The sequence below is a fragment of the Nocardiopsis ansamitocini genome (assembly GCF_030268225.1).
In the GTDB taxonomy this organism is placed as follows: domain Bacteria; phylum Actinomycetota; class Actinomycetes; order Streptosporangiales; family Streptosporangiaceae; genus Nocardiopsis_D; species Nocardiopsis_D ansamitocini.
The window spans coordinates 1,063,042-1,078,835 of record NZ_BSQG01000001.1; the positions used below are offsets into that span (position 1 = coordinate 1,063,042).

Sequence of the window (15,794 nt, forward strand, 5' to 3'; positions counted from 1 at the left end):
CTGCGCTGGATTACTACAAGCCGTAGAACTACACTTCGTAGTACTACCGGCCGTCGGGTCGGGGCGTCTGGAGAGGCCGCATGGAAGCACTAGATCTCGCACGGTGGCAGTTCGGAATCACCACCGTCTACCACTTCCTGTTCGTTCCGCTGACGATCGGGCTGTCCGTGATCGTGGCGAGCCTGCAGACCGCCTGGTACCGAACCGGCAAGCACGAGTACCTCCAGGCGACGAAGTTCTTCGGCAAGCTCTTCCTGATCAACTTCGCGATGGGAGTGGTCACCGGGATCGTGCAGGAGTTCCAGTTCGGAATGAACTGGAGCGAGTACTCGCGTTTCGTCGGCGACATCTTCGGGGCGCCACTGGCAATGGAAGCGCTGCTGGCCTTCTTCCTGGAGTCCACCTTCATCGGACTGTGGATCTTCGGCTGGGACAAGCTGCCCCGCGGAGTTCACCTGGCATGCATCTGGGCCGCCGCGATCGGTTCCAACCTCTCGGCCTACTTCATCCTGGCCGCCAACTCGTGGATGCGGAACCCGGTGGGCTACACCGTGAACCCCGACACCGGCCGCGCCGAGCTCACCGACATCTGGGCGGTCCTCAGCAGCCCCCAGTCCTCGTCGACCTTCGTCCACGTCCTCGCCGGCTCCTTCATCACCGCCGGCCTGTTCGTGGTCGCGGTCAGCGCGTTCAAGCTCTGGCGGGCACGCTCGGGCGGCGACGGCGGCGCGACCACCGGTGAGCACGAACTGTTCCGCAAAGCTCTGCGAACCGGTCTGATCGTGACGATGATCGCCGGCGTGCTCTCCATCTACTCCGGTGACAACCAGGCCAAGCTCGCGGCCGAGTACGAACCCATGAAGCTCGCCGGCGCCGAGGCACTGTGGAACACCGAAGACGCCGCGCACTTCTCGATGTTCGCCGTCGGTGACACGGAGGCCGGGAACAACATCGTGGACCTGGGGGTGCCCTACGTGCTCAGCTTCCTGGCGACCGGGGAGTTCGGCGGCACGGTCGAGGGCATCAACGACATCCAGGCCACGTACGAGGCCGCCTACGGCCCCGGTGACTACACGCCCAACATCTTCATCCTCTACTGGTCGTTCCGCCTGATGATGGGGTTCGGGTTCTTCGGGATCGGGATCGCCGTCCTGGGACTGTGGCTCACCCGCAAGGGCCGGCTCCCGCGCAGCGGCTGGTTCTACCGCGCAGCGATCCTCGGACTGCCCGCCGCACTGCTGGCCAACACGTTCGGTTGGATCCTGACCGAGATGGGCCGTCAGCCCTGGACGGTGCACGGCGTCCTGCTCACCGCGGACAGCGTCTCACCGGGGGTGAGCCTGACCGAGGTCGCCTTCTCCCTGACGGTCTTCACCCTGCTCTACGGAACGCTGGCCGTGGTGGAGGCGGGCCTGCTGTGGCGTTACGTCAAGGCGGGTCCCACGCACGTCACACCTCCCCAGGACGACGACCCCGACCACTCCGCCAACGTCCCCGCGTTCGTCTACTAGGAGAGCGGCCATGGATCTCGCACTCATCTGGTTCCTCGCCATCGCGGTGTTGTGGACCGGGTACTTCATCCTCGAAGGCTTCGACTTCGGGGTGGGCACCCTCCTCCCCTTCCTCGGACGCACCAATACGGACCGGCGCGTCATGATCAATTCGATCGGACCGGTCTGGGACGGCAACGAGGTGTGGGTCATCACGGCGGGCGGCGCGATGCTCGCGGCGTTTCCGGCGTGGTACGCGTCCCTGTTCAGCGGCTTCTACCTCCCGCTCCTGCTCATTCTCGTGGCGCTGATCGTGCGCGGTGTGGCCTTCGAGTACCGCGCCAAGGTCGACGACGACCGTTGGCGGGCCCGCTGGGACCAGGCGATCTTCTGGGGAAGCGCCGTGCCGGCGCTGCTGTGGGGAGTCGCGTTCGCCAACATCGTGCGGGGCGTGGAGATGGGCCCCGACCAGATCGTCACGGCCAGTCTGCTCGACCTGCTCAACCCCTACGCACTGCTCGGCGGACTGACCACGTTGTCGATGTTCACCCTGCACGGCGCGGTGTTTTTGACCCTCAAGACCGACGGCGAGGTGCGCGTACTGGCCCGACGCGCGGTCGGACGGGTCGCCCTGGTGGCGCTGCCCGCGGCAATCGTCTTCCTGGCCTGGACCCAGGCGGCCTACGGGAAACCGTGGACCCTGCCACTGGCGCTCGGGGCTGCTCTGGCGCTGGCGGCCGGGGTGTGGCTGGCCGTCCGGGGACGCGAGGGGTGGTCGTTCACCTCGACCGCGGTGGCCATCGCCGCGGCGACCGTGCTGTTGTTCGGCTCGGTCTTCCCCGATGTACTTCCCTCCACGACGGACCCCGCGTACAGCCTGACCATCGCCAACGCCTCCTCGGCCGACTACACGCTGACCCTGATGTCGTGGGTCGCCCTGGTGGCGCTGCCCGTCGTGATCGGCTACCAGAGTTGGAGCTACTGGGTGTTTCGCAAACGGGTCACCCGCGAGCACATCGAACCGACCCCCGCTTACGGTGGCAGCGCACCGTCCGCCGGTTAGACAAGGACGACCGCGATGAAGCCCCTCGACCCCCGGCTGGTCCGCGCAGCCAGCGCGGTACGCCTGCACCTGGCGGTGACGGCGGTGTGCGGTGTGGGCGTCACCGCCCTGGTCCTGGCCCAGGCATGGCTGCTCGCTCACGTCATCGCCGGGGCCACCGCGGGGTCGGGGCTGGCGGACCTGTCCTGGGCGGTCACGGCAGTGGCGGCCGTAGCCGTTGCGCGAGCCGCACTGGCCTACGGGTCGGAGGCCGCGGCTCTCCGCTCGGCCGCCAACGCCAAATCGCAGTTGCGCCGCCGGCTCATCGCACACGTGACCGGCACGACCGAAGCCCCCGCCCGCTCCCACGGAGCGGGCGGACCGGGTCCGGTCTGGCTGTCCGGTCAGACCAGACCCGACGAAACGGGAACGAGTACCCCGCGCGCCGGCGAACTGGCCACGCTCACCACCCGCGGCCTGGACGCGCTGGATGACTACTTCGCCCGGTATCTCCCGCAACTGGTGCTCGCGGTGCTCGTTCCCATCGCCGTCCTCGTGGTGGTGGTCCGGGCCGACTGGATCTCGGCCGTCGTCATCGGGCTCACCCTGCCACTCATCCCGGTCTTCATGGCGCTGGTCGGCTGGCACACCCAGGCCAGGACCCAGCGCCAATGGGGGTTGTTGAACCGTCTGGGCGGCCATTTCCTCGACGTGGTGGAAGGCCTGCCGACGCTCGCGGTGTTTCGTCGGGCCAAGGCCCAGGCAGCAATCATCCGACGCATCACCGACGAACACCGCGCCGCCACCATGGGAACCCTGCGCGTGGCGTTCCTGTCCGCGTTCGTTCTCGAACTTCTGGCCACGCTCGCCGTTGCGCTGGTGGCGGTCGAGGTGGGGCTGCGTCTGATGTACGGACAATTGGACTTCGAGACCGCACTGCTGGTCCTGATCCTCGCCCCTGAGGCCTACCTGCCGCTACGCGAGGTCGGAGCGCGTTTCCACGCCAGCATGGAGGGTGTGGCCGCAGCCGAGCAGGTGTTCACGGTCCTGGAGGAGCAGGCCGACACCGGGGTCCCGTCCACCGCATCGACCGAAGCACAGCGTGTCGCCTCACTGCCGGACGGGCCGCTCCAGGTCCGTTTGGAGGACGTGGGGCTGACCTACCCCGACCGCGAGTTCCCTGCACTGTCGGGAATCTCGTTGGTGGTCGGACCGCAGCACCGTCTGCTGCTGAACGGGCCCAGCGGATCGGGCAAGAGCTCGTTGCTGACACTGCTGCTGCGTTTTGCCGAACCCACACAGGGGGCGATCTGGGTGGAGCGTCCTGACGGCAGCCACCCGGCCCTCCTTTCCGAGGTGGACGTACAGCGCTGGCGCGAACGGATCGCCTGGGTCCCCCAACACCCCTACCTCTTCGACGACACCGTGCTGGACAACATCCGGCTGGGCGCACCAGCTGCGAACACGGCCAGGGTGCGCCGTGCCGCCGAGCTCGCCGAGGCCCACGACTTCATCACCGCACTTCCCGAGGGCTACGGCACCCGGCTGGGCGAACGGGGTGCCCGGCTGTCGGCCGGGCAGCGCCAGCGCATCGCGCTGGCCCGCGCCTTCCTGCGCGATGCCCCCCTCGTGCTGCTGGACGAACCGACCGCGCACCTGGATCCCGACAACGCCGCAGCGGTGCGGACAGGAGTCGCCCGGCTTCTTCAGGGCAGAGCCGGGATCATCGTCGCCCACGACCACGGATGGGCCGATCTGGTGGACGAAACCCTCCACATCGATGCCGGCCGGACCGGAGCCGTCGCATGAGCCGCCTCACTACCGAACCGCTGTGGCGAATGGTCGCGCTGGCCCGCCCGCGGGGCGCCCGATTCGCGCTCGGCGTGCTCCTGGGCGCACTGGCCACCGCTTCAGGGGTCGGACTGCTGGCCACCGCGGCCTGGCTACTGGCCACCGCAGCCACCCACCCGCCGATCACCGCACTGAGCGTCGCGGTCGTGGCAACCCGGGCGCTCGGCGTGAGCCGGGGGGTAACCCGCTACCTGGAACGCCTGGTCACCCACGACGCGGCCTTCCGCACTCTGGCAGACGTGCGCGTTCGGGTGTACGAGCGGTTGGCCCGCACCGAACCGATTCGCCGGTTCCGCTCCGGGGACCTGGTGTCGCGACTGGTCAACGATACCGATGCCACTCAGGACCTTCTGGTCCGCGGACTCACTCCGCCCCTGGTCTCCTTTCTGGTGGGGGCTGCGGTGGTGGGGCTGAGCACCGCCCTGCTCGTCCCGGGCGGCCTGCTCCTGGCGACCGGCCTGTTGCTGGCCGGGCTCGCCGTGCCTCTGGTCGCGGCTGCCCTTGGCAAGGGTCCCGGTGCACGCCAGGCAGCGGCGCGCGGCGAGCTCTCCTCGTCCTTGGTGGACACCCTCTACGGTGCACCGGATCTGGTGGCCTACGGCGCAATGGATCAGGCCGTACGGCGTGTAAAGCGCGCCGACGGCGAGTTGACCCGGATCGCGCGCCGCGACGCGGCACTGTTGGGTTTCGGCGCGGGAGCCAGCGCGCTGGTCGCCGGCCTCACCGTGTGGGCGACACTGCTGCTGGGAGTAGCCGCCGTCGAGGACGGCACGCTGGGCCCGATCCCGATGGCGGTCCTGGTGCTGACGGCACTGGCGGCCTTCGAAGTGGTCGCGCCCCTGCCCGCGGTGGCGGCGCGACTGGGATCGGTACGAGCCAGTGGCGCACGGCTGTTCGACGTCTTGGACACCGAATCAGCGATCGGCGGCACCGACTCCGCCGAGATACTGCCCGAGGGCGACCTCGCCCTGAAGGTACGGGACCTGCGCATGCGCTACGGCACCGACGAGCCCTGGGCCCTGGACGGGATCGACCTGGACCTGGAACCGGGGCGACGGATCGCGGTCCTCGGCCCCAGCGGCGCGGGCAAGAGCACTCTCGCATCGGTACTGCTGCGGTTCCGCGACCCTGACGGTGGCACGGTCGAGCTGGGTGGGACCGCCATAACCGCCTATCCGGCGGACGAGATCCGCCGTGCGATCAGCGGGGTCCCCCAGGATCCACACGTCTTCGCCAGCACGCTGCGCGAGAACCTGCGCCTGGCCCGGCCCGGCTGCACGGACGAGGAACTGTGGTCGGTACTGGAACGGGTCCGGCTGGCCGAGGACGTGCGCGCGATGCCCAGTGGCCTGGATACGGAGGTGGGCTCGCACGGCACCCGGTTGAGCGGTGGCATGCGGCACCGTCTGGCGCTGGCCCGCGCGCTGTTGTCCGCGCCGCGCATCCTGGTACTGGACGAGCCCACGACTCACCTGGACCCCGAGACCCGGGACGTGGTGCTGGCCGACCTGCTGGACGCCGCACGCGGCTGCGCGACCCTGCTCATCACCCACGACCTGACAGGGCTCTCGGAGATGGACAGGATCTACGTGATCGTGGCGGGCAGGGTGGTCCAACAGGGGTCGCACGCCGAACTGCTGGGCACCGAGGGCTGGTACCGCCGCGCGCACGGCCTGGCGTCCCGATGACGTCTTCGAACCGGTCGCCGGTTCGGTCGACGGTCACGGCGTCCTGGGCCGTGGGGGCGCATACGGCACGCCTGCGGTCCGGCCCGCTCGGCCCACCCCGAGGCGCGTATCCGACTCGGCCACACCTCCCGCGCGAGCCGGAACCCCGATACGGCGCTATTGTCGCCTCGTGAGCAATCCCCTGCGTGAGATCTTCACTGGTGTCGGCGTACTGTTGCGCGGATTCGGCATGATTGTGCGTCGTCCCCGACTGTTCCTGCTCGGCGCGATCCCGCCCCTGATCACATCGGTGGTGTTCCTGGGCGCGCTGATCACCCTGTTGTCCCAGATCGACGACATAGCCGTGTGGATGACGCCGTTCGCCCAGGGGTGGGACCCGGCCTGGGCGACCCTGCTGCGGGTGGCGGCGGGCGCCGCCCTGGTGGCCGCATCCGTGCTGGTGATGGTGATCTCGTTCACCACGATCACGCTGGCGCTGGGCTTCCCGCTGTACGACAAGATCGCCGAGGCCGTCGAGGACGAGCTCGGGGATGCCCCTGAACCGGTGGACGAGCCGCTGGTGGGTTCAGTGGTGCGCAGCATACGGCAGTCCGCTGCACTCATCCTGATCTCGGTGAGCGTGGCGATCCTGCTGTTCGCATTCGGCTTCGTCCCGGCCGTCGGGCAGACCGTGGTCCCGGTCGTCTCTGCGGTGTTCGGCGGCTGGATGTTGTGCATCGAACTGGTGGGCGCGGCCTTCGACCGGCGGGGACTGCGCCGCCTGCGCGACAGGCGCGTGGGTATGCGGAGGCGGCGGCTGCGGGTGCTGGGGTTCGCGGTTCCGACGTTCCTGCTGCTGTCGATCCCGTTCGTTGCGGTGGTGGTGTTCCCCGCGGCCACCGCGGGGGGAACCATCCTGGCCCGCTCCCTGACCCCGGCGGGGCCCGTGGCCCCGCAGCCTCCCGCGGCCGCCTGAGGAGCGGACCCGCGGCGGGGCCGCACCGGGGTGCGGCCCGTAGGGCCTAGCGCAGTCCGGTGTCCCTGCGCAGCGCCGTCTGGATCAGCCGGTCCACCAAGGCTGCGTAGTCGACACCGGTGGCCGCCCACATCTGCGGGAAGGCCGAACTGGGAGTGAAACCGGGCATGGTGTTGATCTCGTTGACGTAGATCTCACCGTCGTCGCCGTAGAAGAAGTCGACGCGGGCCAGCCCCTCGCACCCCATGGCCTCGAAGGTCTCCGCGGCCAACGTGCGCAACCGCTCGGTGACGCCCACGGGCAGTCCAGCCGGGATCGTCAGGCTACTGGTCGAGAGGTACTTGGCTTCGAAGTCGTAGAAGTCGAAGCCTTCGGCCACGTGGATCTCGGCAGGCAGCGATACGTCGGGGGCCCCACCGTCCAGGGACTCCAGCACCCCGCACTCGATCTCACGACCGCTGATGCCCGCCTCGACGATGACCTTGGGGTCGTGAGCACGAGCCGTCTCGATCGCGGCCGAGACGGCCTCGGTGTCAGAGGCGTCGGCGACCTTGCTGATGCCGATGCTGGATCCCGCGCGAGCAGGCTTGACGAAGACCGTGCCGCCGAGCGCGGCGACGTCGTCCAGGACACGCTTGCGCTCCCGGGTCCACGCACGGTCGGTGACCGCTACATAGGGGCCGGTTTTGATCCCCTGACCGGTGAGCATGGCCTTCATGAAGACCTTGTCCATCGACGCGGCGCTGGCGAACACCCCGGCGCCCGCGTAGCGCGCGCCCACCATTTCGAACAGGCCCTGGATGGTGCCGTCCTCGCCGAACGGCCCGTGCAGCAGGGGCAGGACGACGTCCACACGCTCCAGGGCACGCGGCGCCTGTCCCGGGGACACCTCCAAAAACGTGGAGTCGGCGTCGAAAGGCAGCGCCAGCGCGGTGCCGTCACCAGACACGGTGGGCAACTCTTTGTCGGTGATCGCCAACGACCGGGGGTCGCCCGCACTGAGCACCCAGCCCCCCGCCCGGGTGATCCCGATCGGGACGACCTCGTAGCGGTCGGTGTCGATGACGGACAGGACGCTTCCCGCTGTCACGCAGGAGATCTCGTGTTCGGAGCTGCGCCCGCCGAAGACGACGGCGACCCGAATCTTTTGCTGCTCGGCCATGGTGCATGACCCTATCTCGCTCATCCCCGCATCCGGAAACACTGGAAGCGTTCCGAAACGGGGAGTTCGACACAATCGAACGGCTCGGTGGTGCACACCGGGGTCAGGCCGTGCCGCACTGGTCGAGTGCGGCCAGGGTGTCGGCGATGAGATCCGCCGGGTCTTCCAGGCCGATGGAGAAACGCACCGCGGCGGGGTCGATCCCGGCCTCGGACAGCGCGGCGTCCGGCATCTGGCGGTGCGTGGTCGATCCCACGTGGCCGACCAGGGTGTGGGTCCCCCCCAACGAGGCGGCGATGGTGGCCACGTGCAGATGGTCGGCCAGGGCCATGCCCGCGGAGCGCCCACCGTGCGGTGTGACGGTGACGACCGCACCATAACGGGTGCCGTGCCCGTCGGCATCGAAGAGCTTGCCCGCGAGCGCGTGCCCTTGATGGTCGGGCAGGCTCGGATGATCCACCCGGGCAACAGCAGGGTGGTCGCGTACAGCCGCTGCGAACTCCGAGGCCGAGGCGCACTGGCGGGCCACCCGGAGCGGAAGCGTCTCCAAACCGCGGTGCAGGAGGAATGCCTCATCCGGGGAGAGGCAGGGGCCCAGGTCCACACGGGCCGAGCGGACCCGCCCCACCAGTTCGGGGCGTCCGACGACCACCCCCCCGGTGGCGTCGGAGTGACCGCCCAGGTACTTGGTGGCCGAGTGCAGAACGAGGTCCGCACCCAGCGCGAGAGGACGGCACACCGCCGGCGAGGCGAACGTGGAGTCCACCACGAGCAGCGCGCCGGCGTCGTGGGCGATCCCGGCCAGCGCGGGCAGGTCGGAGACCACCATGGTGGGGTTGGAGAGCGTCTCGGTGAAGATGAGCGCGGTGTCCGGGCGCACCGTCGCGCGCACCGCATCCAGGTCGGTGATGTCGACGAAGTCGGTGTGCACACCGAACCTGCGCAGCAGCCCGTCCAGGAGCGAGTAGGTGTTTCCGTAGATCGAGACGGCCGCGACCACGTGCGCCCCAGCTCCGGTCAACGCCAGCAGGGTGGTGCTGATGGCGGCCATCCCGGAGGCGAACGCCTGGCCGCGCACGTCGTGGTCGACCCCGTGTCCTTCGAGTGCCGCGACCGCATGGGCGAACGCCTCGGCGGTCGGGGTGTCGATACGGGCGTAGGAATAGCCGTCGCCGCTGTCGAGGACGTCGGCGTACTCCTGGGAGGTGGCGAAGGCATAGGTGGTGCTGCGATGGACCGGGATCCGCAGGGGATCGCCCACCGGGGCGGGAGGCGCAGGGAGACGGAGGGCTCGGGTGTTCTCACCGTGTTCGTGCGACATGTGGACCTTCCAGTGTCCTGCTCGGTGTGGATCCGCCGGTTGGGGGTCAGACCCCATAACGCTCGGGCTTGGAACTGCGCGACATGAATGCCAGCAGCGCCTCGGCCGGGGGGAGTTCGTGGTGCATCATCCCCACGACCGCCTCCGTGATCGGCATGTCCACGCCGTTCGCGCGCGCCAGGGCGAGGATCGACTCCGAGGACTTGACGCCTTCTGCGGTCTGTCGGGTCTCGGCGATGACCTCGGCCAGGGTCATTCCGGTCCCCAGCTTCTCCCCGAAGGTGCGGTTGCGCGAGAGCGGCGAACTGCACGTGGCCACGAGGTCGCCCAGGCCGGCCAGCCCGGCCAGAGTGTGCTCGTCCGCCCCCAGGGAGACCGCCAGGCGCACCGTCTCGGCCAGGCCACGGGTGATCAGGGACGCCTTGGCGTTGTCGCCGAATCCCATCCCGACCGCCACTCCCACTGCGAGTGCGATCACGTTCTTCACCGCGCCCCCTACTTCCGCGCCGACGACGTCGGTGTTGGTGTAGGGGCGAAAGTACGCCGACTTGCAGATGTGCTGGAGACGGGTGGCGGCGTCCTCGTCGACGCAGGCCACCACGGCGGTCGCCGGTTCGCGCTCGGCGATCTCCCGGGCCAGGTTGGGCCCGGAGACCACCGCGATCTGCCCCTCGGGCAGTTGCAGGACCTGGGCGATGACCTCGCTCATCCGGCACGACGTGCCGACTTCGATGCCCTTCATCAGGCTGACGACGATGGCGTGCCGCGGGACCAGCGGCGCCCACGCGGTGAGGTTGGCGCGCAGCGTCTGGGACGGCACGGCGATGACGACGACGTCGGCTCCAAAGAGCGCTTCCGCCGGATCGGTGGTGGCACGCAGCGCCGGGTTGAGCGCGATCCCGGGGAAGTAGTCGGGGTTCTCGTTCCGGGCATCGATCGCTTCCACGACCGAGGCCCGTCTTCCCTGCACCACGACCTCGGCGGCCCCGGCGTCGGCCACCACGTTGGCGAAGGCCGTCCCCCAGGAACCGCTGCCGAGTACGGCGACCTTGGTCATTTCGCCTCCTCGGCAGTGGTTCCGCCCTCGCCCTGCCCAAGGCTCTCCTGCCGGGCCCTCTTGGGATCGAACAGTTCAGCGGGCGGCTCCTCGCCCCGCTGCTGCGCCTGAAGCGCCACGATGGCGGCCATGATCTCGGCGGTCGCGGCGCGCAGCGTCGTCGCCGTCATGGGCTCGTCCCGGTACTTGGACAGGTCCACCGGCGGACCGGCCGTGAACTGGATCTTCTTGCGGGGGAAGGGACGGAACCTGGCGGTTCCGTAGGGCAGCAGGTGCTGTTCTCCCCAGTGGGAGACGGGGATGACCGGGGCCCCGGTCTGCAGTGCGAGCCGTGCGACACCGGTCTTGGCGACCATCGGCCACAGCTGGGGGTCCCGGGTGCAGGTGCCCTCCGGGTAGAAGATCACCGAGGAACCGTCCTGGGTGAGGGCCTTCTCCGCCTCCCGCAGGGCCTTGACCGCGTCGCTGCTTCCCCGGCTGACCGGGATCTGCCCGGTGGCTCGGGCGACCGCGCCGACGAGGGGAATGCGGAACACGCTCTCCTTCGCGGTGAAGGTCGGCCACCGCCGACCAGCCACGTAGAGGTAGTGCGCGATCGTCAGCGGGTCCGACATCGAGATGTGGTTCGCCGCGATGATCACGCCCCCCGAACGCGGGATGTTCTCCTGACCGCGCCAGCTCACCTTGGTGACGAGGGTCATGATCGGGCGGACTATGGAGGCCACGACCACCTTTACCAACGGCGATTCCCGGCGTTTCATGGTGGTCTCCTTCATGTTCGGCGCACCAGCGACCGCGCCGTCCACGGCCCGGCGGTGCGTCTCGTGCCGCGCAACCGCTTCAGTCTAGGTCGTGTCCGGGTGCCCTCCATCGTCGGGCACGAGGTCGGGGCGGGTGCGCAGGGGTGGACTGGGACATACTCTCTTCTGTCGGCCTGGGCGAGACGGAGGGGGGCCGGTGAACGGCGAGCAGTCACGAACGGGTTGGTCGATGGTGGTGCCCGTCAAACGGCTGACCGCGGCCAAGAGCCGGCTCGCCGGCTTCGCCGGACGGCACCGGCACGATCTGGCCCTCGCGGTGGCCACCGACACCGTCCTGGCCGTCCTGGCCACCCCCGGCGTGGGGGCGGTGTTCGTTGTCACCGACGATGCCCGGGCCGCCGCCGTGCTTGCCGGACCAGGCGCGAGGATCGTGGGCGGCGAGCCCGGTCCGGGGCTCAACGCGGCGCTGTGTCATGGCGCCCGGCACGCCGACGCGATACGTCCAGGATCAGGCGTGTGCGCCCTGTCGGCTGATCTGCCTGCGCTGCGCCCGCAGGAGCTCGATCGGGTGTTGGCTGCGGCGGCCGCACATCCGAGGTCCTTCCTGGCAGATGCGCCCGGGGTGGGGACCACCCTGTACGCGGCACGCGGTGCTGTCGACTTCGCGCCCGCGTTCGAGGGGGAGTCCCGACTGCGCCATCTGGCCGGCGGAGCCGCGGAGATCGCTCTGAGCGACGTGGAAACGGTCCGCCGCGACGTGGATACCCCTGACGACCTGCGCGCCGCCACAGCACTGGGTCTGGGGCCGCACACGGCCAAGGTACTGGCCGAACTGGACGGGTGACGTCCTCGTTCTGCAGACACACGGCTGCCCGGGGCCCTTGGTAAGGGTGTCCCGGGCAGTCCGTGCTTCTGGGTATCGCTACTACTTGTCGCCGTTGACCAGGGCCTTGAAGTCGGCGCCCGCACGGAACTTCGGAACGAAGCTCGCAGGAACGTCGATGCTGGCCCCGGTCGCGGGGTTGCGTGCGGTGCGAGCCGCACGCTCGGACTTCTCGAAGACCCCGAATCCCGTGATGGCAACCTTGTCGCCCTTGGCCACGGTCTGCTGGATGGTCTCCAGTACAGCGTTGACGGCTTCGGTGGCGGTCTTCTTGTCCCCCAGCCGATCCGAGATCGCGTCAATCAGGTCACGCTTGTTCATGGTTCCTCCGGTTCCCCCTTGCTCGCTCGAAATTAGGGGACACCAGGGGCCTTACACAAATACAAACGCCTGGAAAATCAGCGTGTCGGGGGGTCAGGGGCCTGTTCTGACAGCTCTGCGAGCATCCGATCGAGGCGTTCCGAGGCTTTCAGCGGATCCCTTTTGACCCCTTCCGTGACCGTCAAAAGCCTACGTATAAGCGGAATCCGGACAGGCTCCGGCAGCGAGTCCGCTCTGCGGTGGGCTTCTTTGAGCCGCTGTGCCAAGCGAAGGTAAAATTCCTGTCCCTGAAAGGCTTTCGGTCCGCCGTCAGCACCCTCCGGCACTACTGGGTGACCGGCAGCCACGGCTTGCGCTGCTTCTCGAACTCGGTGATGGCGTCGACATGGCGCAGGGTCAGGCCGATGTCGTCGAGCCCCTCCAGCAACCGCCAGCGGGTGTAGTCGTCGAGCTCGAAGGGCTCGGTGAGGCCCTGGGCGCGCACCTCGCGGGCCTCCAGGTCCACCGTGACCTCTGCCGTGGGGTCGCCCTCCACGAGGTTCCACAGGTATTCGATGCTCTCCTGCGGCAGGACAACGGTCAGCAGGCCACCCTTGAGCGAGTTCCCGCGGAAGATGTCGGCGAAGCGGGGCGCGAGCACGGTCTTGAAACCGTAGTTCTGCAGCGCCCAGACCGCGTGTTCGCGCGAGGATCCCGTACCGAAGTCCGAGCCCGCGATCAGAACGGTTCCGTCCTTGTACTCGGGCTTGTTGAGCACGAAGTCCGGATCGCCGGCTCGCCAGGCGGCGAACAGGCCGTCCTCGAACCCGCTGCGGCTGACCCGCTTGAGGTAGACGGCGGGGATGATCTGGTCGGTGTCCACGTTGCTGTAGCGCAGCGGCACGGCGCGGCCGGTGTGGACGGTGAACTTCTCCATGTCGGCGTTCCTAAAGGGTCGAGGGCTGGCTACAGGTCGGCGGGCGAGGACAGCGTGCCCCGCACCGCGGTGGCGGCTGCGACGAGGGGCGAGACCAGGTGGGTACGGCCCCCCTTGCCCTGACGGCCCTCGAAGTTGCGGTTGGAGGTGGAGGCGCAGCGCTCGCCGGGCTTGAGGGTGTCGGGGTTCATCCCCAGGCACATCGAGCAGCCGGCCTCGCGCCACTCCGCCCCTGCCGCCGTGAAGACCTGGTCCAGGCCTTCGGCCGCCGCCTGTTCCTTGACACGCATGGAGCCCGGGACGATCATCATGCGCACCCCCTCGGCGACCCTGCGCCCCTTGATGACCTCGGCCGCTGCGCGCAGGTCTTCGATGCGGCCGTTGGTGCAGGAGCCGACGAAGACGGTGTCCACGGCGACCTCGCGCAGCGGGGTCCCCGGGGTCAGGTCCATGTAGGCCAGTGCCTTCTCCGCCGCGGCGCGCTCACTGGCGTCGGCGAAGGACGCCGGGTCGGGCACGGAGGTGTCCAGAGGTGCTCCCTGGCCGGGGTTGGTGCCCCAGGTGACGAACGGGCTGAGCTCGTCGGCGTCCAGCTCGACCTCGCGGTCGAAGACCGCGCCCTCGTCGGTGGCCAGCGTCTGCCAGTGCGCGACGGCCTGGTCCCACAGCTCGCCCTCGGGCGCGTGCGGACGGCCCTTCAGGTAGTCGAACGTGGTCTGGTCGGGGGCGATCATGCCGGCACGGGCTCCGGCCTCGATCGACATGTTGCACACGGTCATCCGGGCTTCCATGGACAGGGCCCGCACGGCCTCGCCCCGATACTCGATGACGTATCCCTGCCCGCCGCCGGTGCCGATCTTGGCGATGACGGCGAGAATGATGTCCTTCGATGTCACGCCGGGCTTGAGGCTGCCCTTGACGTTGACCGCCATCGTCTTGAACGGTGCCAGCGGCAGCGTCTGGGTGGCCATCACGTGCTCGACCTGGCTGGTTCCGATACCGAATGCCAGCGCACCGAACGCACCGTGCGTGCTGGTGTGGCTGTCACCGCAAACGATGGTCATTCCCGGCTGGGTGATCCCCAACTGCGGGCCGATGACGTGGACGACGCCCTGTTCGATGTCGCCCATCGGATGCAGGCGCACACCGAAGTCGGAGGCGTTCTTGCGCAGCGTCTCGATCTGGGTGCGCGACACCGGATCGGCGATCGGCAGAAAGATGTTCTCGGTCGGGACGTTGTGGTCCTCGGTGGCGATGGTGAGGTCGGCGCGACGCAGCGGCCGGTCGGCGATGCGCAGCCCTTCGAATGCCTGCGGGCTGGTCACTTCGTGGACCAGGTGCAGGTCGATGTAGAGCAGATCGGGTTCTCCGTCGGCACGCCTGACGACGTGCTCTTCCCAGACCTTCTCGGCCATCGTGCGAGCCATGTGCGACGCCTCCTCGCGTCTCGACGGTGTTGTCGGAAGCTTCTCGCCACCACACACGACCCCGACGGGGCGGCGTGGAAGTCCCCCACGCAGATCCGCCCGTGCGGGCGAGCGAATTTGCATTCCAAATAGCGAGACGGCAATATCAAGCCATGGACAACTCTAGCCCATCCAGTGGCGTAGGTGTGCTGGACAAGACGATGACGGTGCTCGACGCACTGGAATCCGGGCCCGCGTCATTGGCCCAGTTGGTGCAGATCACCGGCTTGGCAAGACCCACAGCGCACCGACTGGCGGTCGCCCTTGAGCGCCACCGCATGGTCACCCGTGACAGCCAGGGCAGGTTCGTGCTCGGCCCTCGCCTCGGCGAGCTCTCCATCGCCACCGGCGAGGACCGGCTGCTGGCTGTGGCCAACCCCGTTCTGGTGCAGTTGCGCGACCTCACCGGCGAGAGCGCCCAGCTCTACCGCCGACAGGGCGACACCAGGGTGTGCGTGGCCGCGGCCGAGCGCACGAGCGGACTGCGCGACACCGTTCCGGTGGGCTCTGAGCTCCCGATGAACGCGGGCTCGGCCGCGCAGGTCCTGGTGGCCTGGGAGGACTCCGAACGAATCCGTCGGGCGCTGCGCGGGGCGCACTTCACCACCGCCACCCTGTCGCAGGTGCGGCGCCGCCGCTGGTCCCAGAGCGTCGGTGAGCGGGAGCAGGGGGTGGCCTCGGTGTCGGCCCCGATCGCCGGTCCGGGAGGACGCGTCATCGCCGCGGTCTCGGTTTCGGGACCGCTGGAACGGCTGACCCGCTCACCGGGACGATTGCACGCCCAGGCCGTCATCGCCGCGGCCGAGCGCATCAGTGAGGCGCTGCACGGCCAGGAGGCCGATCGCTGAGCCGGGCCCGCACCTTTTGGACGCGGAGCGGGC

At 69.0% G+C, this 15,794-nt stretch carries 15 protein-coding genes; 7 read left to right on the plus strand and 8 right to left on the minus strand.

Annotated features, from left to right (window positions below; genetic code table 11):
• Nucleotides 1-80: 80 nt before the first annotated feature.
• The 5 genes from QSJ59_RS04825 (at nucleotide 81) to QSJ59_RS04845 (ending at nucleotide 7,026) form a co-directional block, all read left to right on the plus strand.
• Complete coding sequence (locus QSJ59_RS04825; RefSeq protein ID WP_285757461.1) at nucleotides 81-1,511, plus strand: cytochrome ubiquinol oxidase subunit I; 1,431 nt, start codon at nucleotides 81-83, stop codon at nucleotides 1,509-1,511.
• A gap of 10 nt (nucleotides 1,512-1,521) precedes the next feature.
• A complete protein-coding gene (cydB, locus tag QSJ59_RS04830; protein WP_285757462.1) occupies nucleotides 1,522-2,553 on the plus strand; it encodes a cytochrome d ubiquinol oxidase subunit II in 1,032 nt (343 codons plus the stop codon).
• A gap of 15 nt (nucleotides 2,554-2,568) precedes the next feature.
• A complete protein-coding gene (cydD, locus tag QSJ59_RS04835) occupies nucleotides 2,569-4,341 on the plus strand; it encodes a thiol reductant ABC exporter subunit CydD (RefSeq protein WP_285757463.1) in 1,773 nt (590 codons plus the stop codon).
• Nucleotides 4,338-6,071, plus strand: a complete 1,734-nt coding sequence (gene cydC / locus QSJ59_RS04840) for a thiol reductant ABC exporter subunit CydC (RefSeq protein ID WP_285757464.1) — start codon at nucleotides 4,338-4,340, stop codon at nucleotides 6,069-6,071. Before cydD ends, cydC begins: the two co-directional genes overlap by 4 nt.
• A gap of 169 nt (nucleotides 6,072-6,240) precedes the next feature.
• Entirely contained in the window at nucleotides 6,241-7,026 is a 786-nt protein-coding gene (locus tag QSJ59_RS04845; RefSeq protein WP_285757465.1) for an EI24 domain-containing protein, read from the plus strand.
• 46 nt (nucleotides 7,027-7,072) lie between these two features.
• Here QSJ59_RS04845 and QSJ59_RS04850 read toward each other — a convergent pair whose 3' ends face one another.
• The 4 genes from QSJ59_RS04850 to QSJ59_RS04865 form a co-directional block, all read right to left on the minus strand.
• Complete coding sequence (locus QSJ59_RS04850; protein WP_285757466.1) at nucleotides 7,073-8,188, minus strand: D-alanine--D-alanine ligase family protein; 1,116 nt, start codon at nucleotides 8,186-8,188, stop codon at nucleotides 7,073-7,075.
• Nucleotides 8,189-8,291: 103 nt separating this feature from the next.
• A complete protein-coding gene (locus QSJ59_RS04855) occupies nucleotides 8,292-9,509 on the minus strand; it encodes a trans-sulfuration enzyme family protein (protein ID WP_285757467.1) in 1,218 nt (405 codons plus the stop codon).
• A gap of 46 nt (nucleotides 9,510-9,555) precedes the next feature.
• Nucleotides 9,556-10,566 carry an NAD(P)H-dependent glycerol-3-phosphate dehydrogenase gene (locus tag QSJ59_RS04860; protein ID WP_285757468.1) on the minus strand — a complete coding sequence of 337 codons (1,011 nt, stop codon included), beginning with the start codon at nucleotides 10,564-10,566 and terminating at the stop codon, nucleotides 9,556-9,558.
• The gene (locus QSJ59_RS04865; protein ID WP_285757469.1) at nucleotides 10,563-11,327 is read right to left on the minus strand and encodes a lysophospholipid acyltransferase family protein; all 765 of its coding nucleotides are present in this window, start codon (nucleotides 11,325-11,327) and stop codon (nucleotides 10,563-10,565) included. Before QSJ59_RS04865 ends, QSJ59_RS04860 begins: the two co-directional genes overlap by 4 nt.
• Before the next feature lie 229 nt (nucleotides 11,328-11,556).
• On the opposite strand from QSJ59_RS04865, the gene cofC reads away from it, so the two are divergent.
• Nucleotides 11,557-12,171 carry a 2-phospho-L-lactate guanylyltransferase gene (gene cofC, locus QSJ59_RS04870; RefSeq protein WP_285757904.1) on the plus strand — a complete coding sequence of 205 codons (615 nt, stop codon included), beginning with the start codon at nucleotides 11,557-11,559 and terminating at the stop codon, nucleotides 12,169-12,171.
• Nucleotides 12,172-12,252: 81 nt separating this feature from the next.
• Here the strand turns inward: cofC and QSJ59_RS04875 are convergent, their stop codons facing one another.
• The 4 genes from QSJ59_RS04875 to leuC all read right to left on the minus strand — a co-directional run bounded on the left by QSJ59_RS04875 (nucleotide 12,253) and on the right by leuC (nucleotide 14,874).
• Nucleotides 12,253-12,531, minus strand: coding sequence for an HU family DNA-binding protein (locus QSJ59_RS04875; protein ID WP_285757470.1), 279 nt, complete (start codon nucleotides 12,529-12,531; stop codon nucleotides 12,253-12,255).
• Between the two features lie 77 nt (nucleotides 12,532-12,608).
• A complete protein-coding gene (locus QSJ59_RS24420; RefSeq protein ID WP_475471090.1) occupies nucleotides 12,609-12,878 on the minus strand; it encodes an SCO5555 family protein in 270 nt (89 codons plus the stop codon).
• Nucleotides 12,857-13,447 (minus strand): 3-isopropylmalate dehydratase small subunit, encoded by a 591-nt coding sequence (gene leuD, locus QSJ59_RS04880; protein WP_285757471.1) that lies wholly within the window; start codon nucleotides 13,445-13,447, stop codon nucleotides 12,857-12,859. Before leuD ends, QSJ59_RS24420 begins: the two co-directional genes overlap by 22 nt.
• 29 nt (nucleotides 13,448-13,476) lie before the next feature.
• Nucleotides 13,477-14,874 carry a 3-isopropylmalate dehydratase large subunit gene (leuC, locus tag QSJ59_RS04885; protein WP_285757472.1) on the minus strand — a complete coding sequence of 466 codons (1,398 nt, stop codon included), beginning with the start codon at nucleotides 14,872-14,874 and terminating at the stop codon, nucleotides 13,477-13,479.
• Between the two features lie 200 nt (nucleotides 14,875-15,074).
• Here leuC and QSJ59_RS04890 point away from each other — a divergent pair, with 200 nt between their 5' ends.
• Nucleotides 15,075-15,761 (plus strand): IclR family transcriptional regulator, encoded by a 687-nt coding sequence (locus QSJ59_RS04890; RefSeq protein WP_285757905.1) that lies wholly within the window; start codon nucleotides 15,075-15,077, stop codon nucleotides 15,759-15,761.
• Nucleotides 15,762-15,794: the final 33 nt, after the last annotated feature.

Bases quoted from the DNA above. Each gene is read 5' to 3' on its own strand.
- cofC (WP_285757904.1), top strand. From the start codon at position 11,557: ATGGTGGTGCCCGTCAAACGGCTGACCGCGGCCAAGAGCCGGCTCGCC.
- QSJ59_RS04860 (WP_285757468.1), bottom strand. From the start codon at position 10,566: ATGACCAAGGTCGCCGTACTCGGCAGCGGTTCCTGGGGGACGGCCTTC.
- QSJ59_RS04875 (WP_285757470.1), bottom strand. From the start codon at position 12,531: ATGAACAAGCGTGACCTGATTGACGCGATCTCGGATCGGCTGGGGGAC.
- QSJ59_RS04890 (WP_285757905.1), top strand. From the start codon at position 15,075: ATGACGGTGCTCGACGCACTGGAATCCGGGCCCGCGTCATTGGCCCAG.
- QSJ59_RS04825 (WP_285757461.1), top strand. From the start codon at position 81: ATGGAAGCACTAGATCTCGCACGGTGGCAGTTCGGAATCACCACCGTC.
- cydB (WP_285757462.1), top strand. From the start codon at position 1,522: ATGGATCTCGCACTCATCTGGTTCCTCGCCATCGCGGTGTTGTGGACC.
- QSJ59_RS04865 (WP_285757469.1), bottom strand. From the start codon at position 11,327: ATGAAACGCCGGGAATCGCCGTTGGTAAAGGTGGTCGTGGCCTCCATA.
- leuD (WP_285757471.1), bottom strand. From the start codon at position 13,447: ATGGAGAAGTTCACCGTCCACACCGGCCGCGCCGTGCCGCTGCGCTAC.
- QSJ59_RS04855 (WP_285757467.1), bottom strand. From the start codon at position 9,509: ATGTCGCACGAACACGGTGAGAACACCCGAGCCCTCCGTCTCCCTGCG.
- cydC (WP_285757464.1), top strand. From the start codon at position 4,338: ATGAGCCGCCTCACTACCGAACCGCTGTGGCGAATGGTCGCGCTGGCC.
- leuC (WP_285757472.1), bottom strand. From the start codon at position 14,874: ATGGCTCGCACGATGGCCGAGAAGGTCTGGGAAGAGCACGTCGTCAGG.
- QSJ59_RS04850 (WP_285757466.1), bottom strand. From the start codon at position 8,188: ATGGCCGAGCAGCAAAAGATTCGGGTCGCCGTCGTCTTCGGCGGGCGC.
- cydD (WP_285757463.1), top strand. From the start codon at position 2,569: ATGAAGCCCCTCGACCCCCGGCTGGTCCGCGCAGCCAGCGCGGTACGC.